The sequence below is a fragment of the Rhizobium sp. BK181 genome (genome assembly GCF_014193305.1).
Taxonomy (GTDB): Bacteria; Pseudomonadota; Alphaproteobacteria; order Rhizobiales; family Rhizobiaceae; genus Rhizobium.
On the sequence record NZ_JACHZA010000010.1, the window covers coordinates 154,134 to 174,893 of the forward strand.

The 20,760-nt window shown below is 59.9% G+C and carries 26 protein-coding genes; 12 read left to right on the forward strand and 14 right to left on the reverse strand.

Features of this window, described 5'->3' with window-relative positions; genetic code table 11:
• The first annotated feature begins 74 nt into the window (after positions 1–74).
• The 4 genes from speB to FHT77_RS21225 all read left to right on the forward strand — a co-directional run bounded on the left by speB (position 75) and on the right by FHT77_RS21225 (position 3,713).
• The gene (gene speB / locus FHT77_RS21210; RefSeq protein ID WP_183756860.1) at positions 75–1,034 is read left to right on the forward strand and encodes an agmatinase; all 960 of its coding nucleotides are present in this window, start codon (positions 75–77) and stop codon (positions 1,032–1,034) included.
• A gap of 63 nt (positions 1,035–1,097) precedes the next feature.
• Positions 1,098–2,030: an N-acetyl-gamma-glutamyl-phosphate reductase gene (argC, locus tag FHT77_RS21215; RefSeq protein WP_183756861.1), complete on the forward strand. Its 933-nt coding sequence runs from the start codon at positions 1,098–1,100 to the stop codon at positions 2,028–2,030.
• Between the two features lie 15 nt (positions 2,031–2,045).
• Positions 2,046–2,837 carry a sulfite exporter TauE/SafE family protein gene (locus FHT77_RS21220; protein WP_183756862.1) on the forward strand — a complete coding sequence of 264 codons (792 nt, stop codon included), beginning with the start codon at positions 2,046–2,048 and terminating at the stop codon, positions 2,835–2,837.
• A 99-nt stretch (positions 2,838–2,936) separates the two neighbouring features.
• Complete coding sequence (locus tag FHT77_RS21225; protein WP_183756863.1) at positions 2,937–3,713, forward strand: DUF4239 domain-containing protein; 777 nt, start codon at positions 2,937–2,939, stop codon at positions 3,711–3,713.
• Between the two features lie 15 nt (positions 3,714–3,728).
• Here FHT77_RS21225 and FHT77_RS21230 read toward each other — a convergent pair whose 3' ends face one another.
• Entirely contained in the window at positions 3,729–4,136 is a 408-nt protein-coding gene (locus tag FHT77_RS21230) for a DoxX family protein (protein ID WP_183756864.1), read from the reverse strand.
• A gap of 538 nt (positions 4,137–4,674) precedes the next feature.
• On the opposite strand from FHT77_RS21230, the gene FHT77_RS21235 reads away from it, so the two are divergent.
• The 4 genes from FHT77_RS21235 (at position 4,675) to FHT77_RS21250 (ending at position 6,529) form a co-directional block, all read left to right on the forward strand.
• Positions 4,675–4,827: a hypothetical protein gene (locus tag FHT77_RS21235; RefSeq protein ID WP_183756890.1), complete on the forward strand. Its 153-nt coding sequence runs from the start codon at positions 4,675–4,677 to the stop codon at positions 4,825–4,827.
• Positions 4,828–4,834: 7 nt separating this feature from the next.
• Positions 4,835–5,746: a 4-hydroxy-tetrahydrodipicolinate synthase gene (dapA, locus tag FHT77_RS21240; RefSeq protein ID WP_183756865.1), complete on the forward strand. Its 912-nt coding sequence runs from the start codon at positions 4,835–4,837 to the stop codon at positions 5,744–5,746.
• A 111-nt stretch (positions 5,747–5,857) separates the two neighbouring features.
• Positions 5,858–6,121 carry a hypothetical protein gene (locus tag FHT77_RS21245; RefSeq protein WP_183756866.1) on the forward strand — a complete coding sequence of 88 codons (264 nt, stop codon included), beginning with the start codon at positions 5,858–5,860 and terminating at the stop codon, positions 6,119–6,121.
• Between the two features lie 105 nt (positions 6,122–6,226).
• Positions 6,227–6,529, forward strand: coding sequence for a DUF1883 domain-containing protein (locus tag FHT77_RS21250; RefSeq protein ID WP_016553576.1), 303 nt, complete (start codon positions 6,227–6,229; stop codon positions 6,527–6,529).
• Here the strand turns inward: FHT77_RS21250 and FHT77_RS21255 are convergent, their stop codons facing one another.
• Together FHT77_RS21255 and FHT77_RS21260 are read right to left on the reverse strand one after the other, a co-directional pair.
• On the reverse strand, positions 6,530–7,846 hold the full coding sequence (locus FHT77_RS21255; RefSeq protein ID WP_183756867.1) for a replication-associated recombination protein A: 1,317 nt from the start codon (positions 7,844–7,846) through the stop codon (positions 6,530–6,532).
• A complete protein-coding gene (locus FHT77_RS21260) occupies positions 7,843–9,246 on the reverse strand; it encodes a DegQ family serine endoprotease (RefSeq protein ID WP_183756868.1) in 1,404 nt (467 codons plus the stop codon). The genes FHT77_RS21255 and FHT77_RS21260 overlap by 4 nt, the downstream gene beginning before the upstream one ends.
• Before the next feature lie 138 nt (positions 9,247–9,384).
• Between FHT77_RS21260 and FHT77_RS21265 the strand changes: the two genes are divergently transcribed.
• Positions 9,385–9,774: a YkvA family protein gene (locus FHT77_RS21265; protein WP_183756869.1), complete on the forward strand. Its 390-nt coding sequence runs from the start codon at positions 9,385–9,387 to the stop codon at positions 9,772–9,774.
• Between the two features lie 13 nt (positions 9,775–9,787).
• Positions 9,788–10,138 (forward strand): lysozyme inhibitor LprI family protein, encoded by a 351-nt coding sequence (locus FHT77_RS21270; RefSeq protein WP_246720023.1) that lies wholly within the window; start codon positions 9,788–9,790, stop codon positions 10,136–10,138.
• Positions 10,139–10,190: 52 nt separating this feature from the next.
• Here the strand turns inward: FHT77_RS21270 and ilvD are convergent, their stop codons facing one another.
• Entirely contained in the window at positions 10,191–12,029 is a 1,839-nt protein-coding gene (ilvD, locus tag FHT77_RS21275; protein ID WP_183756871.1) for a dihydroxy-acid dehydratase, read from the reverse strand.
• A 318-nt stretch (positions 12,030–12,347) separates the two neighbouring features.
• On the opposite strand from ilvD, the gene msrP reads away from it, so the two are divergent.
• Both msrP and msrQ read left to right on the forward strand, forming a co-directional pair.
• On the forward strand, positions 12,348–13,295 hold the full coding sequence (msrP, locus tag FHT77_RS21280) for a protein-methionine-sulfoxide reductase catalytic subunit MsrP (protein WP_114712287.1): 948 nt from the start codon (positions 12,348–12,350) through the stop codon (positions 13,293–13,295).
• Positions 13,295–13,951, forward strand: a complete 657-nt coding sequence (gene msrQ, locus FHT77_RS21285; RefSeq protein ID WP_183756872.1) for a protein-methionine-sulfoxide reductase heme-binding subunit MsrQ — start codon at positions 13,295–13,297, stop codon at positions 13,949–13,951. The genes msrP and msrQ overlap by 1 nt, the downstream gene beginning before the upstream one ends.
• 53 nt (positions 13,952–14,004) lie before the next feature.
• On the opposite strand, the gene FHT77_RS21290 is transcribed toward msrQ, so the two are convergent.
• The 10 genes from FHT77_RS21290 to rpsE form a co-directional block, all read right to left on the reverse strand.
• Positions 14,005–14,388 (reverse strand): VOC family protein, encoded by a 384-nt coding sequence (locus tag FHT77_RS21290; protein ID WP_183756873.1) that lies wholly within the window; start codon positions 14,386–14,388, stop codon positions 14,005–14,007.
• 138 nt (positions 14,389–14,526) lie between these two features.
• Positions 14,527–14,952 (reverse strand): 50S ribosomal protein L17, encoded by a 426-nt coding sequence (gene rplQ, locus FHT77_RS21295; RefSeq protein WP_183756874.1) that lies wholly within the window; start codon positions 14,950–14,952, stop codon positions 14,527–14,529.
• A gap of 44 nt (positions 14,953–14,996) precedes the next feature.
• The gene (locus FHT77_RS21300; protein WP_007787729.1) at positions 14,997–16,007 is read right to left on the reverse strand and encodes a DNA-directed RNA polymerase subunit alpha; all 1,011 of its coding nucleotides are present in this window, start codon (positions 16,005–16,007) and stop codon (positions 14,997–14,999) included.
• Positions 16,008–16,107: 100 nt separating this feature from the next.
• Positions 16,108–16,497, reverse strand: coding sequence for a 30S ribosomal protein S11 (rpsK, locus tag FHT77_RS21305; protein ID WP_003547577.1), 390 nt, complete (start codon positions 16,495–16,497; stop codon positions 16,108–16,110).
• A 135-nt stretch (positions 16,498–16,632) separates the two neighbouring features.
• The gene (rpsM, locus tag FHT77_RS21310; protein WP_007531685.1) at positions 16,633–17,001 is read right to left on the reverse strand and encodes a 30S ribosomal protein S13; all 369 of its coding nucleotides are present in this window, start codon (positions 16,999–17,001) and stop codon (positions 16,633–16,635) included.
• A 224-nt stretch (positions 17,002–17,225) separates the two neighbouring features.
• On the reverse strand, positions 17,226–17,876 hold the full coding sequence (locus FHT77_RS21315; RefSeq protein WP_183756875.1) for an adenylate kinase: 651 nt from the start codon (positions 17,874–17,876) through the stop codon (positions 17,226–17,228).
• Entirely contained in the window at positions 17,873–19,213 is a 1,341-nt protein-coding gene (gene secY, locus FHT77_RS21320) for a preprotein translocase subunit SecY (RefSeq protein ID WP_016553564.1), read from the reverse strand. Before secY ends, FHT77_RS21315 begins: the two co-directional genes overlap by 4 nt.
• Positions 19,214–19,452: 239 nt before the next feature.
• Positions 19,453–19,929, reverse strand: coding sequence for a 50S ribosomal protein L15 (gene rplO, locus FHT77_RS21325; RefSeq protein ID WP_114712283.1), 477 nt, complete (start codon positions 19,927–19,929; stop codon positions 19,453–19,455).
• Between the two features lie 15 nt (positions 19,930–19,944).
• Positions 19,945–20,154 carry a 50S ribosomal protein L30 gene (gene rpmD, locus FHT77_RS21330; protein WP_007531681.1) on the reverse strand — a complete coding sequence of 70 codons (210 nt, stop codon included), beginning with the start codon at positions 20,152–20,154 and terminating at the stop codon, positions 19,945–19,947.
• Positions 20,155–20,168: 14 nt separating this feature from the next.
• Positions 20,169–20,738 (reverse strand): 30S ribosomal protein S5, encoded by a 570-nt coding sequence (gene rpsE / locus FHT77_RS21335; RefSeq protein WP_007531680.1) that lies wholly within the window; start codon positions 20,736–20,738, stop codon positions 20,169–20,171.
• Positions 20,739–20,760: the final 22 nt, after the last annotated feature.

A 20,760-nucleotide genomic window follows, 5' to 3' on the forward strand; every position in this document is an offset into this window, starting at 1 on the left:
CACCGTTTTGGCCTTTCGGTTTGAGATTCGTTTCTGGTAGGCATAGGCACAGCATACCCCTCAAGGAGCATCTCTTGGCCAACAAGTCGATCGACCACGCCTTTACGGCAACGAGCCTGACATCGGCAGCCACCGACCCGACCTTCGCCGGAGCGCTGTCGTTCATGCGACGTCGCTTTACCAAGGACCTGTCCGGCGCGGATGCCGTCGTCTGGGGCATCCCCTTCGATGCCGCGACCTCCAATCGACCGGGCACGCGCTTCGGGCCGCAGGCGATGCGGCGCGCGTCAGCGATCTTCGACAACGACCCGCAATATCCTTTCAACCGCGACCTCTTTGCCGAGATGGCCGTCATCGACTATGGCGATTGCCTGCTCGACTACGGCAACCACCACGAGACACCTGCGGCAATCGAGCGGCAGGCAAAGACCATTGTCAACAGCGGCGCCTTCATGCTGACCCTTGGCGGTGACCATTTCGTCACCTGGCCGATCCTGAAGGCGCATGCAGCCAAGCACGGGCCGCTGGCGCTCGTCCAGTTCGATGCTCACCAAGACACCTGGTTCGACGACAACAGGCGGATCGACCATGGCTCGTTCGTGGCGCGGGCTGCACGGGACGGCATCATCGATCCTGACAGGTCGATCCAGATCGGTATCCGCACGCATGCGCCAGAGGATTTCGGCATTCATATTCTTTATGGTCATCAGCTTGAAGAGATGAGTGCGAGCGATATCGCCTCGACGATCATCTCGCATACCCGCGGTGCGCCGGCCTATCTGACCTTCGATATCGACTGCCTTGACCCTGCCTATGCGCCCGGCACCGGTACACCCGTATCCGGCGGCCCCTCGAGCGCCAAAATTCTCTCGGTTCTGCAGCGTCTGCACCAGTTGGACATCAGGGGCGGCGACGTCGTTGAGGTGTCACCGCCCTATGACCACGCGGATATCACTGCCATTGCGGGGGCGACGGTCGCGATGTATATGCTTGGCCTACATGCCGAGCGCCGCGCGAGCGCGTCACACGGCTGACTCATCCCTCTTACAAAATGATTCCGGACTTCTTTCTAACCTATTGAAAGTGTGAGCGAGACAATGGCACCGAAGATCTTCATCGATGGCGAACACGGCACGACGGGCTTGCAGATCCGCACGCGCATGGCCGGCCGTCGCGATGTCGAGCTTCTGTCGATCCCGGAAGCCGAGCGTCGCAACGCCGCGATGCGCGAGGATATGCTGAACAGCGCCGATGTCGCGATCCTCTGCCTGCCGGATGATGCTTCGAAAGAAGCCGTGCAGATGGTCTCCGGCAACAACAACGTGCGGGTCATCGACACCTCCACCGCCTTCCGTGTCAATCCTTCCTGGGCCTACGGCTTTGCGGAGATGGACAAGGAGCAGGCCGAAAAGATCAAGGCGGCACGCTTCGTCGCCAATCCGGGTTGCTACCCTACCGGCGCGATCGGCCTCATTCGGCCGTTGCGCGCCGCCGGCATCCTGCCGGACGGCTATCCGGTCACCGTCAACGCAGTTTCCGGCTACACCGGCGGCGGCAAGCAGATGATCGCGCAGATGGAAGATCCGAGCCGCGACGATGCGATCTCCGCTCCGCACTTTCTTTACGGATTGACGCTGACGCACAAGCACGTGCCCGAGATGAAGATCCACGGTCTTCTGGACCGCGCGCCGATCTTCTCCCCGTCCGTCGGCAAGTTCCCGCAGGGAATGATCGTTCAGGTGCCGCTGCATCTCGACGATCTTGCCGAGGGCACGACGCTCGAAAGCATCCATGCCGCTCTTGTCGCCCACTATGCCGGCCAGGAGATCGTGACAGTTGTGCCGCTGGACGAGAGCCGCAAGCTGCCCCGCATCGATGCAGTCGAGCTTGCCGGCGAGGATACGATGAAGCTCTTCGTGTTCGGCACGCCCGGTACTTCGCAGTTCAACCTCGTTGCGTTGCTCGACAACCTCGGCAAGGGTGCCTCGGGGGCCGCCGTCCAGAACATGGACCTGATGCTCGCCTCCTGATTTCGGAACCAATCGATGTCGTTTGATACGCTGCTGGCGAGCACGAGCGCGTGGTTTGTCGCCGCCTTGCCGGATCACGGCATTATGTCGCTCGTCGCCATTGCCTTGATTGCGGGGCTCGCGCGCGGCTTCTCCGGGTTCGGTGCGGCGCTGATCTTCGTTCCGCTGGGTGGAGCCATCATCGGCCCGAAGCTGATCTCACCCGTCCTGCTTGTCATAGACGGACTGGCGACGCTCGGAATGATCCCGCCTGCCTGGCGCAGCGCCAACCGCCGCGAAGTCTTCACGATGGCTGCAGGCGCATTTCTTGGCGTGCCTGCCGGGACGGCGGCGCTGGCCTTGATGGATCCACTTGCGCTGCGCTGGACGATTACGGCAGTTGCCGTTTGTCTGCTCGCACTGCTTGTTTCAGGTTGGCGATATCATGGCGAACCGCGCACGTACCTGACCTCCCTCACAGGTCTTCTTGCCGGCCTTTTCAGCGGCGCAGCGCAGCTCGGCGGGCCGCCGGTCGTTGCCTACTGGCTCGGCGGCAAGACCGATTTTGGCCGAGTACGCGCAAATATCATTCTCTATTTCGCGATTTCAACCTGCTTCGGCGTCGTCAGCTACTACTTCGGCGGACTTTTCGTTGAGGCGGTCTTTGCACTGACCATTGTCATCCTGCCGAGCTACGCCATCGGCCTCTATGCCGGCTCGAAGCTGTTTGGGCTCGCCAAGGAGAGCACGTTCCGGACGATCTGCTATCTGCTGATCGCAGCCTCCGCCATTCTGGGCATGCCGGCGCTCGACGGGATCCTGCGATAGACGCGCCCTCGAAGCGGTAAAGCCGCGCTGTTGTGCAACCATCGTTGATCAAAATTCGTCCGCCGCCTAAGGTCCCCAGCGACCTTTGGGGGAGCGCGCATGAGTGCCGTCGTCTTGTTTGGCATTGCCTTTGTTGGCGGGACGATCGTCGTAACGCTAAGTTTCTACTTCCTCATGCGTCTGATCATGGGCGGCGATCCGACCGGTAAGGACAGAGAACTTGCCGGCGCCGTCGTCATGCGCATCTCGTCATTGCATGCGCTCATCCTCGCTCTCGTCTTCGCGCAGGAGATGATCGAGTATCAGCAACTGAAGTTTGAGAGCGTCACCGAAGCGAACGCCATTGCCGATATATATTTCGACGCGAACCGTTACGGCGCCGACGATAAAGCCGCCCCCATCCAGCAAGCGCTCTTCGAATACGTGCAGATCGTTGTCGATGAAGAATGGCAAACGCTTGGACGAACCGGGCAGCTCTCTCCGACGGCGTGGAACAAGTGGGACAATGTCTACCAGCGGGTGCTCGACCTGACGCCAACCAACGCGCGTCAACAAAGCATTCGCGAACACATGCTGACTGACGTCCACAGCATCGCTGAGTCACGGGATAAACGCGAAAACAGCGGCACCGACTCCATCAGCAGCATCTTTTGGTTCGCAGCAGTCTCCGGCGTTGTGTTCATGGCACTCGGCTACTATCCTTATCCGCCCGATGCACGAAACCTGCTGCTGCTGTCGGTGCTCGGCGCGTTCACAGGCATCATCCTCTTCTTCATCTACGCGTTCTCTGACCCGTACAATCCGCCGGCTACCCTGAAGCCGACGGCGTTCGAACGCCTGCTCGACGAATTAGCGACACCACCCGCCTCCGGATAGTGCGACCGTCCATTGCTACCGAGCCAGGAGCGGGGACCGCATCCTGACGACCAGCGTGTCTCCCGGACCGTGGACGGCAGCAAATAGCAAGCCGGCCAGGAAGGTGAAGTGATCGATAAAGAAGCCAAACTCTGCCTGATTGCCACTCCAATGGCTCGGGCCGTGGAACGCAAAGGCAAGAAACACGACGTAGATACCCGCAAGGAAGGAAGCTTCCGAAAAGAAGGCTCCCGTCAGGAAGGCCAGCGTCAGTGCCAGTTCGAAGAAGGCCGCCACCCACGCCAGAAAAAGCGGGAATGGAAAGCCTGCCGCAGCGATATAGCTTGCGGTGGATTGCATATCCATGAACTTGAAGCTCATGGCCATCGCGAAAACGGCGCCAAAGATCAGTCGCGCCAGCAGAACTGCAAATGTCTTGCTCATGTCATCTCTCCCTCGGCCGAAGCCGTTCAGCAAAATTGTCGAGGCTTCCGGCTTCCCACATCAACTCTGGGCGGTGCCTTCAGCCTTCGCCCAAAGGACGCCGCCGGATACTCTCATCCGACAAGCCGCGAGCATTATTTCTTCTGGCGAGCCGACACTGCGTCATGTCAGGCCCAAGCCAAGTGATCGGCCAGCACGTCTTCAATGACTTGTGGCAATCAGCCGACGCACCACTGCTGTATCAATTACCGGGGCATCCATTGTCCTGACATTCCTCCGAACGGATATTGTTCGGGTTTCGCAGCCGAGATCAACCCTGGGTTCGCCTTCTGCTCCTCCTGACGATGGAAGCCGGTCCCTAAGAGGATGATTCGAAAACTTCCGATAACCATCTGCAATTTCAGGAATTTTCCCCAGAGTGTTCGGCTTTGGCGCTGCCGCACCTTTATGCGATTTCTATATCCGCGCGCTCGCAGCTGAATGGAATTCCTACCGTGAACGGCGTTAGCCTTCCCGGGAAATGCGAAGGTTGAATGCCATGCGAGACTTCATGCTATCGAACGCGCCGATCACCCGCCCGCGCCGCGCAGCAAAACGACAAATGCGCGAACGACGAACTGCCCAGGCGCTGGTCCTGTTCGGCCTCGTGCTTGCCACCGTCGAGCTTTACGTCATCCTCGGCGGCTTCTGAGCAGAGCATGCCAGCAGATCGAACATTGCGCCTCGGCCCCACCACGACGGCGCTTGTCACACCGTTTCGGGAGGGAGTGGTCGATCTTTCCGCGCTCGAGCAACTCGTAGAGTGGCAGATCCAAAGTGGCGTTGACGGACTTGCGGTCTGCACAGCGACCGGCGAAGGGTCGACGCTCACCAGAAGCGAGCGAGCAGCAGCTATCCTTACCTGTGTCCGGGTCGCTGCTGGGCGTGTTCCCGTGATTGCAGCAACCGGTACGAATGCGACCGCAAGCACGATCGCCTTGACGCGCGATGCCGAAGAACTGGGTGCGGCGGCGGCCCTCGTCACGCTGCCCTACTATTCAAAACCGGGTCAGAAGGGGATCGCCAGTCACTTCGCTCAGCTTGCCTTCGCAACCAGCCTCCCGCTGATCGTCGAGAACAATCCGCTGCGGACAGCGATCGACATGACGTCGACAACTTTGAATGCCCTTGCCGATATCCCGTCCGTCGTGGGCTTTGTTCTTGCGGACGGTAGCGTCGCTGCACGTACCTTGCCGCCGGAGTGGCGTCAGCGCTTCTTGCTTCTTTCCGATTGCGACGCAACGGCGCTCTCCTTTCTGAGCACAGGCGGCAGCGGCATCATCTCGGCCGGCGCGAACCTGTGCCCACGTCTCTATGCATCGCTGCAGCAGGCGGCCCGTGGTGGCAACCTGCCGGCTGCGCGCCAACTGGAGGGCAGGTTGGCGCCGCTGACGGCTGCTTTGGGCGCCGAGGGTGACCCAGCTGCGATCAAATACGCCCTGCAGACCTTGCGGTTGATTGATCCGGAGGTCCGTCTGCCGCTTCTCGGCGTCGAAGCGAACGAAAAGCAGTCGATATCGCAAGCACTGCTGCGCGCTTCTGGCGCTCACGATTCATCTTTATCTATATGATATTTTTATATTTTATCCTATTCCGACCAATGGAAGGCGCATGCGGGTGCCATTAGCTTCATGCATGTGGCACTGCCCCGAGGGGCAGAAGACAATTCGAAAGGAAAATCGATGCCTTCTCTTCAATCTGCTCCCAAAATCGAGCCTCTCCAACGTCAAAGTTTGGCACGTTTTACCATTGGCCAGGATCGAAACGGCCGTTGGGTGGTACAGGACCGTCAGGGGCTCGTTGGAGGCGTATTCATCAGCGAGCACGCCGCCCGTAATTTTGCAGCAGACGAGTGTGATCATCACCCCGAGCAGATCTGCCGCGCAGCCGATGGCATTATCTTGCCGTTCACAGCGCTCGAGCGCGGCGACAACGATATCCACTAATACGACCTTCGTGGCGGCGGGCTGCTGGCTCGCCGCAAGACGGCAAACGCTTCCTTAACTGCAATGGCCTATGGTGCAGGCAGAGACGAGCCACGCCACAGACCGATGCCGAAACCGAATTTCCGCTTTACCCACTACGATCTGAATGAACAGCGCGCCGGGACGATCATCGAGGTGACGTTGAACGCCGTTGCGAACGTGCGCCTGATGACGGCGCCGAACTATCAGCGCTTTACCGAAGTCCTCGACTTCAAATATGTGGGCGGTGTCGCGCGGAAATCTCCCATCCGCCTTTCCATTCCCGATAGCGGCCACTGGCATCTCGTCGTGGATATGGAAGGCCATCACGGCCTGGCGGAATCCGCCGTAAAGCTCGTCGCGCCTGCGGGGCAGATGCGCGCTTCCTGATCAGCGCTGATTGCGCTCTTTCCTGAGCTTCGCCCACCATTCAAGCCGCTTGCGGATATCCCGTTCGAAACCGCGCTCCGGCGGATCGTAAAAGGTCTGCCGGCCCATCTTCTCCGGGAAATAGTCCTGGCCGGAAAAGGCGTCAGGTTCATCGTGATCGTAGCGATAGCCGTCCCCATAGCCTTCCCCCTTCATCAGCTTCGTGGGGGCGTTCAGGATATGCTTCGGCGGCAGGAGGGATCCATTCTGCTTGGCAGCCATCGTCGCAGCCTTGAAGGCCGTGTAGACTGCGTTCGACTTCGGCGCGGTCGCCAGATAAACACAAGCCTGCGCCAACGCCAGTTCGCCCTCGGGCGAGCCGAGGTAGTCATAGGCATCCTTTGCGGCATTGCAGATCACTAGCGCTTGCGGATCGGCAAGGCCGATGTCCTCGACCGCCATGCGAACGAGCCGCCTGCCGAGGTAAAGCGGATCTTCGCCCGCGTCGAACATCCGGGCGAGATAGTAGAGCGCGGCGTCGGGATCGGAACCGCGTACAGACTTGTGCAGGGCTGAAATGAGATTGTAGTGGCCATCCTGGGCCTTGTCATAGACGGGAGCGCGGCGCTGCACGATCCGCGTCAGGCCCTCGGTGTCGAAGGTTTCTTTCTCTCGCGCAGCGCGCCATACCTCCTCGGCAAGCGTCAGCACGGCGCGACCATCCCCGTCTGCCATTCGCAGCAGACTTGCCCGCGCATCGTCCGTCAGCGGCAGCGCTTTTCCTTCCGCCGCCTCTGCGCGCTTCAGCAACTCCAGGAGACTGTCATCGTCATGCGACTTGAAGGTCAGCACACGTGCGCGCGACAGCAACGCCGCGTTCAGTTCGAAAGAGGGATTCTCGGTCGTCGCGCCGACGAGGATGACGGTGCCGTCTTCCATTACCGGAAGGAAGCTGTCCTGCTGCGCCCTGTTGAAGCGATGGATCTCGTCGACGAAGAGGAGCGTCTGCCGGCCGTCCATCCGACGCAAACGCGCCGCCTCGAATACCTTCTTGAGGTCCGCCACACCGGAAAAGATCGCCGATATCTGCTCGAACGCCAGGCCGGCTTCACCCGACAGCAACCGGGCAACGGTCGTCTTGCCGGTTCCGGGCGGTCCCCAGAAAATCATCGAGCCTAGCGAACCGCTCTCGATCATCCGCCGCAACACGCCGTCCTCTCCGGTCAAATGCTCCTGACCGGTGACTTCCGAAAGCGAACGTGGCCGCAGGCGATCGGCGAGAGGCCGCCGATTGGCGACCTCTTCAGGAATACGGGGTGCAAAGAGGTCATCGCTCATCGGAAGAACTGTCGGATGCGCTGACCATCGCGCTCGATCTCGACGCGCCAGAAGTTGGGATCCTCGTCGGCGATCGCCGCGAGTTCCTTGGTGGTCTTCACTTCGGCACCATTGATCGAGATGATGATGTCCTTGGGCTCAAAGCCGAGACGGGCAGCAAGGGAGTCCTCCGTGACTTCGGAAACCACAACGCCGGTCGATTCCGAGGGCATGCGCAGTTCGTCCGCGACGCGAGGCGACAGGTTTTCGACCACGGCGCCGGTAAAGGGCGTACGGCCGCCAATCGTGCGCTGATCGCGCGGGGCGGTCTCAGGGGCTCTGTCGAGCGCAAGGGCGATCTGTTGCTCGCGGCCGTTCTCAACCACGGTCAATTGCACCGATTTGCCGAGACCGGCTGTCGTCAGGCGATAGAGAAGCGCGTCCGGATGCTCGACCGGAATGCCATCGACGGCGGACACGATCTGCCCTGCCTTCAATCCGGCCTTTGCCGCCGGGCTGCCGTCTGTCACCTTGACGATGAGGGCGCCACGCGCCTTGTTAAGCCCGAGCGCTTCGGCAACCTCGGATGTCACCGCATCGAACGTGGCGCCGACATAAGGCCGCTCAAACGACTTCACGCCGGCATCGGCCGAGGCGAGGAATACCTTGACGAGATTGGCAGGAATCGCAAAGCCGATACCGTTTGAGCCGCCACCGCGCGAGAAGATCGCCGTGTTGATGCCGATCAGTTCGCCCTTCATGTTCATCAGCGCGCCGCCGGAATTGCCGGGGTTGATCGACGCGTCGGTCTGGATGAAGAAGCCGAACTCGTTCTTCACGACCTGGTTGCGCGCCAGAGCCGAAACAATACCGCTCGTGACTGTCTGGCCGACGCCAAATGGGTTGCCAATCGCCAGCACCAGATCACCGACCTCGACGGCATCGGAATTACCAAGCTGGAGCGTCGGGAAGGTTTCCTTCGTATCGACCTTGAGAACGGCGAGGTCGACCCGGTCGTCTCTCAAGACGACCTTGCATGGAAACTCGCGTCCGTCGGAGAGCGCGATCTTGATATCATCTGCGCCTTCCACGACGTGGTTGTTGGTAACGATCGTGCCGTTCGCCTCAACGATGACGCCCGATCCCAGTGACGATTGCTTCTCGCTGCGGTTCGGCATCTGCTGGCCGAAGAACTGCTCGAAGAAGGGATCACCGGCAAAGGGAGATTGTCGGCGCACCGTCTTCTCGGCATAAACGTTCACCACAGCCCCGGCTGTCTGCTTGACGAGTGGCGCAAAGGAAAGCTGCATTTCCATCTGGCTCTGCGGCACAATCTTCGCGGTTTGAGCGTTGGCGGAAACCGGTAGCGCGATCACCAGAGCCAGGAAAGGCAGGGCTGCGCGCTTCAACAGGTCATGCATGGGTATTCCTTCTGAAATTCTCTTGTGAAGACGTTGTAGCGCCGGACGCTAGAAAGGAAAGAGGGCGGAAGCATGGAAGAATGAGGCAGCTCACGAACTGCTGAACGCAGTTGCCAAATTGATTCAGGAACGGCTGGTATGCATCTGATATCAAAGCTCAAAGCATGGGCAAGGTCACTGAAGCGTGACATCGTTGCGCTGTGGCTTGCCGCGCGCGACCCACGTGTCCCTTGGCCTGCCAAGGCTGTCGCCGGTGCGGTCGCGGCCTACGCCCTTTCGCCGGTCGATCTGATCCCCGATTTCATACCTGTGCTCGGATATCTCGATGATCTGGTGATCGTGCCGCTTGGCATCATGCTGGCCCTTCGCCTCGTTCCAGCTGATGTCATGGAGGACCTGCGCACAAGGGCGGCAGCGCGCCTCGACCGGCCGTCGAGCCGCCTCGGCTTGATCCTTATCCTTGCCCTATGGGCATGCTGCATCATCTTCGTCGTGACGGCTTTCTCCAGCCGGATCGTCAGCAAATAGGAACCTATGCATGATGCAATCTCGCAAGCTCCCACTCCCGATAACCGCCCTCGCCCTGTTGATGTTACCGGGTTTGGCGCAAGCCGCGAGTTTCGACTGCGATGCAAAAGAGTTGAAGCCGGATGAGAAGATGATCTGCGAGAACCGCGCGTTGAACGACGCGGATGTCAAGATGGTCACGACATTTGACCTGTTATCCGGACTGATGGCGATGGGCTCACGCGGTACGCTGCAGGACGAGCAGACAGCCTGGCTGATGAAGCGTCAGGAATGCGGACCGGACGCGGCCTGCATCAAGGCCGCCTACGACGAGCGCCTGAAGCAGCTGGATGAAACCTACAAAAAAATAAACCGGCCGCTCTAGCGACCGGTTCATTTGAACAGCTGACTCTCAATCAGCGGGTCGAGATAGCCACTCAGCGGCTGCCGAGATCACGCACGGCGCCGCGATCGGCGCTGGTTGCGAAGGCTGCGTAAGCCTTCAGCGCAGTCGTGACGTTACGCTTGCGCTGCTCGGCAGGATGCCAGCCCTTCTCCTCCTGCTCGGCGCGGCGGTTCGCCAGCTCCTTGTCGTCGACGCGCAGGCTGATGATGCGGTTCGGGATGTCGATGTCGATCATGTCGCCTTCGCGGACCAGGCCAATCGTGCCGCCGTTTGCCGCTTCCGGCGAAACGTGACCGATGGACAGACCGGAGGTGCCGCCAGAGAAGCGGCCATCAGTGATCAGCGCACAGGCCTTGCCCAGGCCCTTCGACTTCAGGTAGCTCGTCGGATAGAGCATTTCCTGCATGCCTGGACCGCCCTTCGGGCCTTCGTAGCGGATGACGACGACATCGCCAGCGACGACTTCGTTCGACAGGATCGCCTTCACGGCTGCATCCTGGCTCTCATAGACCTTGGCTGGGCCGGAGAACTTCAGGATCGATTCATCGACGCCTGCCGTCTTCACAATGCAGCCGTCGAGCGCCAGATTGCCCTTCAGAACCGCCAGTCCGCCGTCCTTCGAGAATGGATGCTCGACGGAGCGGATGACGCCGTTTTCGCGATCAGTATCCAGTTCGTCCCAACGCGCTTCCTGGCTGAAGGCAACCTGGGTCGGAATGCCGCCGGGGGCCGCGCGGTAGAACTTGCGGACGGTCTCGCTGTTGGTGCGGGTGATATCCCAACGGTCGATCGCATCGCCGAGCGTTTCGGCATGGACGGTCGGGCAGTCGCGGTTAAGAAGGCCGCCCTTATCGAGCTCGCCCAGGATCGACATGATGCCGCCAGCGCGATGAACGTCTTCCATGTGGACGTCACTCTTTGCCGGGGCGACCTTGGAGAGGCACGGAACGCGACGCGACAGCCCGTCGATGTCGGCCATCGTAAAATCGATCTCGCCTTCGTGTGCGGCCGCCAGGATGTGCAGGACGGTATTCGTCGAGCCACCCATGGCGATGTCGAGAGCCATGGCATTCTCGAACGCTTGCTTCGAGGCGATCGTGCGCGGCAGGGCCTTGACCTCGTCCTGCTCGTAGTAACGGCGGGCGAGATCGACGATCAGGTGACCGGCTTCCACGAACAGACGCTTGCGATCGGCGTGCGTTGCCAGCGTCGAGCCGTTGCCGGGCAGCGACAGCCCGAGCGCTTCGGTTAGGCAGTTCATCGAATTGGCGGTGAACATGCCCGAGCACGAGCCGCAGGTCGGACAGGCAGAGCGTTCGATGACCTTGACGTCCTCGTCGCTGACCTTGTCGTCGGCAGCGGCAACCATTGCATCGACGAGATCGAGCGCATGGGTCTTGCCGTTCAGCACGACCTTGCCGGCTTCCATCGGACCGCCGGAGACAAAGACCGTCGGGATGTTGAGGCGCAGCGAGGCCATCAGCATGCCGGGCGTGATCTTGTCACAGTTCGATATGCAGACCATGGCGTCGGCGCAGTGGGCGTTGACCATATACTCGACGCTGTCGGCGATCAGTTCGCGCGAGGGCAGCGAATAGAGCATGCCGTCATGGCCCATCGCGATACCGTCGTCGACGGCGATCGTGTTGAATTCCTTGGCAACACCACCGGCGGCTTCGATTTCGCGGGCCACGAGCTGGCCGAGATCCTTCAGGTGGACGTGGCCGGGCACGAACTGGGTGAAGGAGTTCACCACCGCAATAATCGGCTTGCCGAAGTCCGAATCCTTCATGCCCGTTGCGCGCCAAAGGCCGCGCGCACCCGCCATATTGCGGCCGTGGGTCGTGGTTCTGGAACGATAAGCTGGCATTGGTGTATTCCTTGCGTGTCGGAAATCGTCGGCGATGCGGGACGCTGAAGCGTCCAGGCTATCGCTGCTTTTGCAATCGTCGTAATGCAAACGGTGTTGGCTGTCACTACCGGGAAGGCCGAAACCGGTACGCCTGCGCTGCCGGGTGCATCGACCATATACGGTCGGAACAGTGGTTTTGTTACAGACTATTCCATCAAACAGCGTACACAAAAAGTTGGCTTTCCGCAGCCAGGCCAGTAGGCATAAACAATGATCCAAAGACGCGTTCGATGCGTTGAAGGTTTATACCGAGCTCTCATGCTCAGGAGGTTTCCGATGCCAGCCTACCGTCCCCCCAAGATCGCCTCCTCGGAGATTACACCGCAGCAGGTTTATCTGAGGCGTCGCGAGTTCCTCGGCGCCGCAACACTAGGCGCCATGGCGCTTTACGGCGCCGGCAAGGCCAGCGCAGCGGCACTATCGGTCATCGACAGCAAATATACGGTTGACGAGAAGGCGACGCCGCTCAAGGACGTGACGACCTACAACAACTTCTACGAATTTGGTCTCGACAAGGGTGATCCGTCCGCGCTCTCCGGCGACTTCAAGCCGCTGCCCTGGACAATCAAGGTCGACGGCATGGTCAACAAGCCGGGCACGTTCGATATCGAAGCGCTGATGAAGGAATTCCCGATCGAGAACCGCACCTATCGGATGCGCTGCGTCGAGGCGTGGTCGATGGTCATTCCGTGGGACGGCTTCCCGCTCGCTTCTCTGCTCAACAAGGTGGAACCGCTCGGGAGCGCAAAGTACGTCGCCTTCGAAACCGTCGTACGCCCAGACGAGATGCCGGGGCAGAAGGGCATCTTCCAATCGCTCGACTGGCCCTATGTCGAGGGCCTGCGGCTCGACGAGGCTCGCCACCCGCTGACGCTGCTCGCCGTCGGTCTTTATGGCCAAACGCTGCCAAACCAGAACGGTGCGCCGATCCGCTTGGTCGTGCCGTGGAAATACGGCTTCAAGGGCATCAAGTCGATCGTTCGGATCACGCTGACGGACAAGGAGCCGAAGAACACCTGGCAGGTGACCAATTCGCAAGAATACGGCTTCTACGCCAACGTCAATCCGGAGGTCGATCACCCGCGCTGGAGCCAGGCGAGCGAACGGCGCATCGGCGAAAGCGGATTCTTTGGTGCAAGCCGCCACCCCACGCTGCCGTTCAACGGATACGCCGACGAGGTCGCAAGCCTCTATAGCGGCATGGATCTGCGGAAGAACTTCTGATGGCAGGTTTTTCGTTCAGTCTTCCAAAGCGCTGGCAGTCGGCCTCTGTCTGGGCTCTCTACGCTCTCGGACTGCTGCCTGCCGCCTGGACCTTCTATCTCGGCGCCACCGATCAGCTTGGCGCTGACCCGGTGAAGACGTTCGAGCTGTTCCTCGGCCTCTGGACGATCCGCTTCCTCATCCTGACGCTGGCCGTCTCGCCCGCGCGCGACCTGCTCGGATGGAACTACCTTCGCTATCGCCGCGCGCTCGGCCTTCTGACCTTCTACTATGCCCTGATGCACTTCACGGTCTACATGGTGCTCGACCAAGCACTCGATTTCTCTGCGGTCGTGAACGATGTGCTAAAGCGGCCCTTCATCATGTTCGGCATGGCCGGGCTTGCCTTGCTCGTTCCGCTCGCGGTGACGTCCAACAACTTCTCGATCCGTCGCCTCGGCCCGAACTGGGTGCGGCTGCACCGCCTCGTCTATATCATCGCCGCCGCTGGTGCCGTGCACTTTGCGTTGTCGACGAAAGTCCTCGACCTCGAGCAGTACGTCTACGTCGGCCTGATCATCGTGCTCATCCTCTACCGATCATGGCGACCGATCGCGCGCAGCCGCAAACGCGGCCAGGGACGCGACCGCACCCGAGCAGCGGCAACCGTCTCGTGATCTTCCACAGGCTGCGGCAAGGATCGCCCTCGAGGCGGCGAGCCAGCAACCAGTTAGACGTCCGTGGCTGGCTGATTGATCATCGCTTCGATGTTGTAACCGTCGGGATCGAGGACGAAGCAGGCGTAGTAGTCGGGCGTGTACTGCGGTCTTGGGCCGGGGCCACCGTTGTCCTTGGCGCCGGCCGCAAGTGCAGCCTGGTAGAAAGCGTCAACTTCCGCCTTGTTGCGTGCACGGAAGGCCACGTGCAGGCGCGTAAAGGGTGGCGGCGTGTCTGCCTCCTGGATTTCAAACAGCCCACCGTCGCCAACATCGAAGGACCAAAACGCGCCCTCCTTCCCGAATGAGAGCTTGTGGCCCAATGGGACAAGAGCTTGTTCGTAGAACAGCTTGCTCTTTTTCAGATCACTAACGGCAATGGTTATGTGGTCGATCACTTTGCACGCTCTTCGAGACGCTGACAGCGACGGCGAGCCTAACCCTGATGCGAAATTCATTCAACAGACGCGCGACCACAAACGAAAACAGCCGGGCTTTGCAGCCCGGCTGTTTTGCTTCCGGCGAACCGAAAAGGATTAAGCGGCTTCAGCTGCTGCAGCTTCGGCTTCAACGCGAGCCTTGTCGGCTGCGCCCTTGGCGTAGGTGTCGCGATCAACGAACTCAACGACTGCGAGAGCAGCGTTGTCGCCCTGGCGGAAGCCAGCCTTCATGATACGCAGGTAGCCGCCGTTGCGGGTTGCGTAGCGCGAAGCGATCGCGTCGAAGAGCTTCGCAACGACAGCGGCGTCGCGGATCTGCGAGATCGCCTGACGACGAGCGTGCAGGTCGCCGCGCTTGCCGAGGGTGACGAGCTTTTCAACGATCGGGCGAATTTCCTTTGCCTTCGGCAGGGTCGTCACGATCTGCTCATGCGTGATGAGCGAAGCCGCCATGTTGGCAAACATTGCCTTGCGGTGGCTAGCGGTTCTGTTCAGCTTGCGGCCGGCTTTACCGTGGCGCATTGCTATTCTCCTTCACTTGCAGGCATCCGCCTGCCGTTTGAATGTTAGTACTGGTCTTCGTAACGCTTGGCGAGATCTTCGATGTTCTCGGGCGGCCATGCCGGCACTTCCATGCCGAGGTGCAGGCCCATGGAAGCGAGAACTTCCTTGATTTCGTTCAGCGACTTGCGACCAAAATTCGGTGTGCGGAGCATTTCTGCTTCGGTCTTCTGAATGAGGTCGCCGATGTAGACGATGTTGTCGTTCTTCAGGCAGTTTGCCGAGCGAACAGACAGTTCGAGTTCGTCCACCTTCTTGAGGAGCGCCGGGTTGAAAGCGAGTTCGGTGACTGCTTCCTCTTCGGTTTCCTTCTGCGGCTCGTCGAAGTTGACGAACACGCCAAGCTGATCCTGCAGGATGCGAGCCGCGAAAGCGACGGCATCTTCGCCGGAGATCGAACCGTCGGTTTCGATCGTCATGTTCAGCTTGTCGTAGTCGAGAACCTGTCCTTCGCGGGTATTTTCAACCTTGTAGGACACCTTCTTGACCGGCGAATAAAGGCTGTCGACCGGGATGAGACCGATCGGAGCATCTTCCGCGCGATTGCGGTCGGCCGGAACGTAGCCCTTGCCGTTGTTGACGGTGAATTCCATACGGATTTCGGCGCCCTCGTCGAGCGTGCAGATGACATGCTCGGGGTTGAGGATTTCGATATCACCGACGGTCTGGATGTCGCCAGCCGTTACAACGCCCGGGCCCTGCTTGCGCACGACCATGCGCTTTGCGTCATCGCCATCCATCTTGATGGCGATTTCCTTGATGTTGAGGACGATGTCCGTAACGTCTTCGCGGACGCCCGGGATCGACGAGAACTCATGCAGTACGCCATCGATCTGCACGGCCGTCACTGCGGCACCGCGCAGCGAGGACAGCAGAACGCGACGCAGCGCGTTGCCGAGGGTGAGGCCGAAACCGCGCTCCAGCGGCTCTGCTACGAGCGTCGCCTTGGTGCGCGAGCTCGAAGAGAACTCGACCTTGTTCGGCTTGATCAATTCCTGCCAGTTTTTCTGAATCATATTTTTGCCTTCCGTTCGTTACCACCATCCAATCGTGGCAACCGAGCTTGAGAAGCACCGGGAGCGAAAAGCCGCTCACCGGTGTTGTGAATGGCGATGATCAGACGCGGCGCTTCTTGCGCGGGCGGCAACCATTGTGCGGGATCGGCGTCACGTCGCGGATGGACGTGATCATGAAACCGGCAGCCTGGAGCGCGCGCAGAGCGGATTCACGACCCGAACCCGGACCGCAAACTTCAACTTCCAGCGACTTCATGCCGTGTTCCTGAGCCTTCTTGGCGCAGTCTTCAGCAGCGATCTGAGCAGCGAACGGGGTCGACTTGCGCGAGCCCTTGAAGCCCTTGGCGCCAGCAGACGACCAGGCAATCGCATTGCCCTGTGCGTCGGTGATCGTGATCATCGTGTTGTTGAAGGTCGAGTTGACGTGAGCTACGCCAGACGAAATGTTTTTACGTTCGCGACGGCGAACGCGTACGGCTTCCTTGGCCATTTAATATCCCTTTCTTGGATCTCTGCACCGCCGTAATGCCAGCGGCTACACCGGAACGAGACCTTGCGGCCCTGCCCGAAACTCAAAAGAGGCCGGCGCAGACCGCCAGCCCCCTCACCTCCGGTTTCCCGGAAATTACTTCTTCTTACCAGCGATAGCCTTTGCCGGGCCCTTGCGGGTACGAGCATTGGTATGCGTGCGCTGACCGCGGACCGGAAGGCCACGGCGATGACGCAGGCCGCGGTAGCAACCGAGGTCCATCAGGCGCTTGATGTTCATCGAGGTCTCGCGACGCAGGTCACCTTCGACCTGATAATCACGGTCGATGGTTTCGCGAATCTGCAGGACTTCGGAGTCCGTCAGCTGATGGACGCGCTTGTCAGCCGGCAGGCCAACCTTTTCCATGATTTCCTGCGCGAATTTCGGACCGATCCCGTGGATATACGTCAGCGCGATTACAACGCGCTTTGCAGTCGGGATGTTGACGCCAGCGATACGTGCCACGCCTATTCTCCTTGCGTTCCAGTTGCCATCCGGCAAGTGGTGTCTCGTTACACGACCCAAAGAGGTCGCAATTACAATTCAGGTTCTCAACAAGTCAAAACGATCGAACCCGGAATTCCCTTGGGAAGTCCGCGCCGATCGCATGAGATATCGCGAGTTGGCGCGGTGTTTAGCGGAATCAGCGCTTAAAAGCAACCGCTTCCGCCAAGTTTATTTCCAAAGCCCTAAAGCTTCGAAAGAATGGCTTCGATCTCGTTCGTGACGTGATCGATGTCCGCCATACCGTCCACCGACTTCAACTTGCTCTTGGCATAGTAGTAGCCGATCAGCGGCGAGGTTTCCTTGTAGTATGCCTGGAGGCGCGTGACGACCGTTTCGCGGTTGTCATCCGGGCGGCGCTTGAAATGCGTCGAACCACAGCGATCACAGACACCGTCTACCTTCGGCTTAACATTGGTATCGTGATAACCGGTCCCGCAATTGGCGCAGGTGTAGCGGCCGGATACGCGATCGGCCAGCACATTGTCGTCGACCTGGATCTCGATCACGGTCGAGAGCTCGAGCCCCTTGCCCTTCAGCATGCTTTCCGTCGCGTCGGCCTGAACCAACGTGCGCGGATAGCCGTCAAGAATAAAGCCCTTGGCGCAGTCTGGAGCGTCGAGACGCTCGGAAACGATGGCATTGACGATCTCATCCGAGACAAGCTTGCCAGCGTCCATGACGGCCTTCGCACGCTTGCCTACTTCCGTGCCTGCCGCAACGGCTGCGCGGAGCATATCGCCCGTGGAGAGTTGCGGAATTCCGTACTTCTCCACGATCCGCTGAGCCTGGGTCCCCTTACCCGCGCCCGGCGGCCCTAACAGTATGAGTCTCATCGCCCCCTCTTTCCTCCGCGCAACTTCGATTTCTTGATCAGACCTTCGTACTGCTGTGCGATCAGATGACCCTGAATCTGTGCCACCGTATCGAGAGTTACGCTAACCACGATCAAGAGAGAAGTGCCACCCAGGGACAACGGAATGCCCGTTTGCGACACAAGAATTTCCGGCAGGATGCACACGAAGACGAGGTAAATCGCGCCAATCACCGTAATGCGGGTCAGCACGTAATCGATGTATTCGGCAGTCCGCTCGCCCGGACGGATGCCCGGAATGAAGCCGCCATGCTTCTTCAGATTGTCGGCGGTATCCTTCGGATTGAAGACGATAGCCGTGTAGAAGAAGGCGAAAAACGCGATCAACAGGCCGTAGAGCAGCATGTAGAGCGGCTGGCCATGGCCGAGCGCGGCCACGATCGAGGTTGCCCATGCAGGCAATGATGTGGTGTTGGCGAAGCCCGCGAGCGTCGCCGGCAGCAGCAGCAACGAGGACGAGAAGATCGCCGGGATGACGCCCGAGGTGTTGAGCTTCAGCGGCAGATGCGAGGTATCGCCCTGGAACATCCGATTGCCGACCTGGCGCTTCGGATACTGGATCAGCAGGCGGCGCTGCGCACGCTCAACGAAAACGATGATGGCGATGACGGCAATCGCAATGATGATCACAGCGAGAATCAGTGTCGTCGACAGAGCGCCGGTGCGGCCAAGTTCCAGCGTACCGGCAAGAGCCTGCGGAAGGCCTGCAGCGATACCGGCGAAGATGATCAGCGAAATACCGTTGCCGATACCGCGCGAGGTGATCTGCTCACCGAGCCACATCAGGAACATGGTGCCGCCGAGCAGCGTCACAACCGTCGAAATGCGGAAGAAGATGCCCGGATCAACAACGAGGCCGTTGCCGCTCTCAAGGCCGACGGAAATGCCGTAGGCTTGCAGCGCACCGAGCAGCACCGTGCCGTAGCGCGTGTACTGGTTGATGATCTTGCGACCCTGCTCGCCTTCCTTCTTCAGGTTCTCGAGCGCCGGGACGACCGACGTCATCAGCTGCACGATAATCGAAGCGGAAATGTAAGGCATGATGCCGAGCGCAAAGATTGCCATGCGCTGCACGGCGCCGCCCGAGAACATATTGAAGAGGCCGAGAATGCCGCCTGCCTGGCCACGGAAGGCCTGGGCATAAGCTTCTGGATTGAGGCCAGGAAGCGGAATGTGGGTACCGAGCCGGTAGACGAGGAGAGCTGCCAGTGTGAACCACAGGCGCTTCTTGAGATCCTCGGCTTTGGCGAAGGTCGAGAAATTGAGGTTGGAAGCCAACTGTTCCGCTGCAGACGCCATGCGATTCTCCGCGCTACCGATTTCGGGCTCTAGCCAAGCGAGGTGCAGGACCCGGAATCAGCATTCTGAATTATTCAAAAGCGGGCTTCGGACGGATTGCGAACGCAACCTATGCCTCACCCTTGTGTTCGTTCCTACCGTTTATGACGCACGTGCGTCCAGCCGGTTTTTGTGAGGCTCACATATGGGAGCAAAATCGCCCGGTGTGAAGCACCCCGGGCGACTTATCATAGCATTAATTATTCAGCCGTTGCTGCGGCAGAAAGAAGCGTGACGGAGCCGCCAGCCTTTTCGATCTTTTCGATCGCCGGCTTGGAAGCGCCAGCAACTTCGAACTTGACCTTTGCCTTCAGTTCGCCATCGGCGAGAACGCGAACGCCGTCCTTGACGCGGCGGATAACGCCAGCAGCCTTGAGAGCTGCTGCATCAACCGTGGACTTGCCGTCGAGCTTGCCAGCGTCGATCGCAGCCTGAACACGCTCCAGCGACACGACGACGAAGTCGGCCTTGAAGATGTTGTTGAAGCCGCGCTTCGGCAGGCGGCGGTAGATTGGCATCTGGCCGCCTTCGAAACCGTTGATGGCGACGCCGGAACGGGACTTCTGACCCTTCACACCGCGACCACCGGTCTTGCCCGAGCCCGAACCAATACCGCGGCCGAGGCGCTTGCGGCTGTGGGTCGAACCTTCGTTGTCTTTGATTTCATTGAGTTTCATAGCGAATCTCCCGGCTTACTTCTCGTCGACGACGCGAACGAGATGCTGGACAGCACGGATCATGCCACGAACGGAAGGGGTATCTTCCAGCGTGCGGCGACGGTGCATCTTGTTGAGTCCGAGGCCGATCAGCGTGCGCTGCTGGACATCCGGACGACGAATCGGGCTGCCGATCTGTTCGACAGTAACCGTCTTCGCTTCAGTCTTCTTGGTAGCCTTAGCCATCTGTCAGACTCCTCTTATTCTTCAGAGGCATTGCCAGAAGCGGCACGGCGAGCCTGGAGCGTTGCATACTTGATGCCGCGCTGAGCTGCGATGTCCTTCGGGTGAACCTGGTGCTTCAGAGCGTCGAAGGTAGCGCGAACCATGTTGTATGGGTTCGAGGAACCGGTCGACTTGGCGACAACGTCGTGAACGCCGAGCGTTTCGAAAACGGCGCGCATCGGACCACCGGCGATGATACCGGTACCGACCTTGGCCGAACGAAGCAGAACCTTGCCGGCGCCATGGCGGCCATGAACGTCGTGATGCAGCGTACGGCCGTCACGCAGCGGTACGAAGATCAGTTCGCGCTTGGCAGCTTCAGTCGCCTTACGGATTGCTTCCGGCACTTCACGTGCCTTGCCGTGACCGAAGCCAACGCGGCCCTTCTGGTCACCAACGACGACGAGAGCGGCGAAACCGAAACGGCGGCCACCCTTAACAACCTTAGCAACGCGGTTGATCGCGACCAGCTTGTCGACGAACTCGCTATCGCGTTCTTCGCGGGCCTGGCGGTCTTCCCGCTGCGGCCTTCTTTCCTGTGCCATTGTCCTCTTCCTTTTTCTTTTC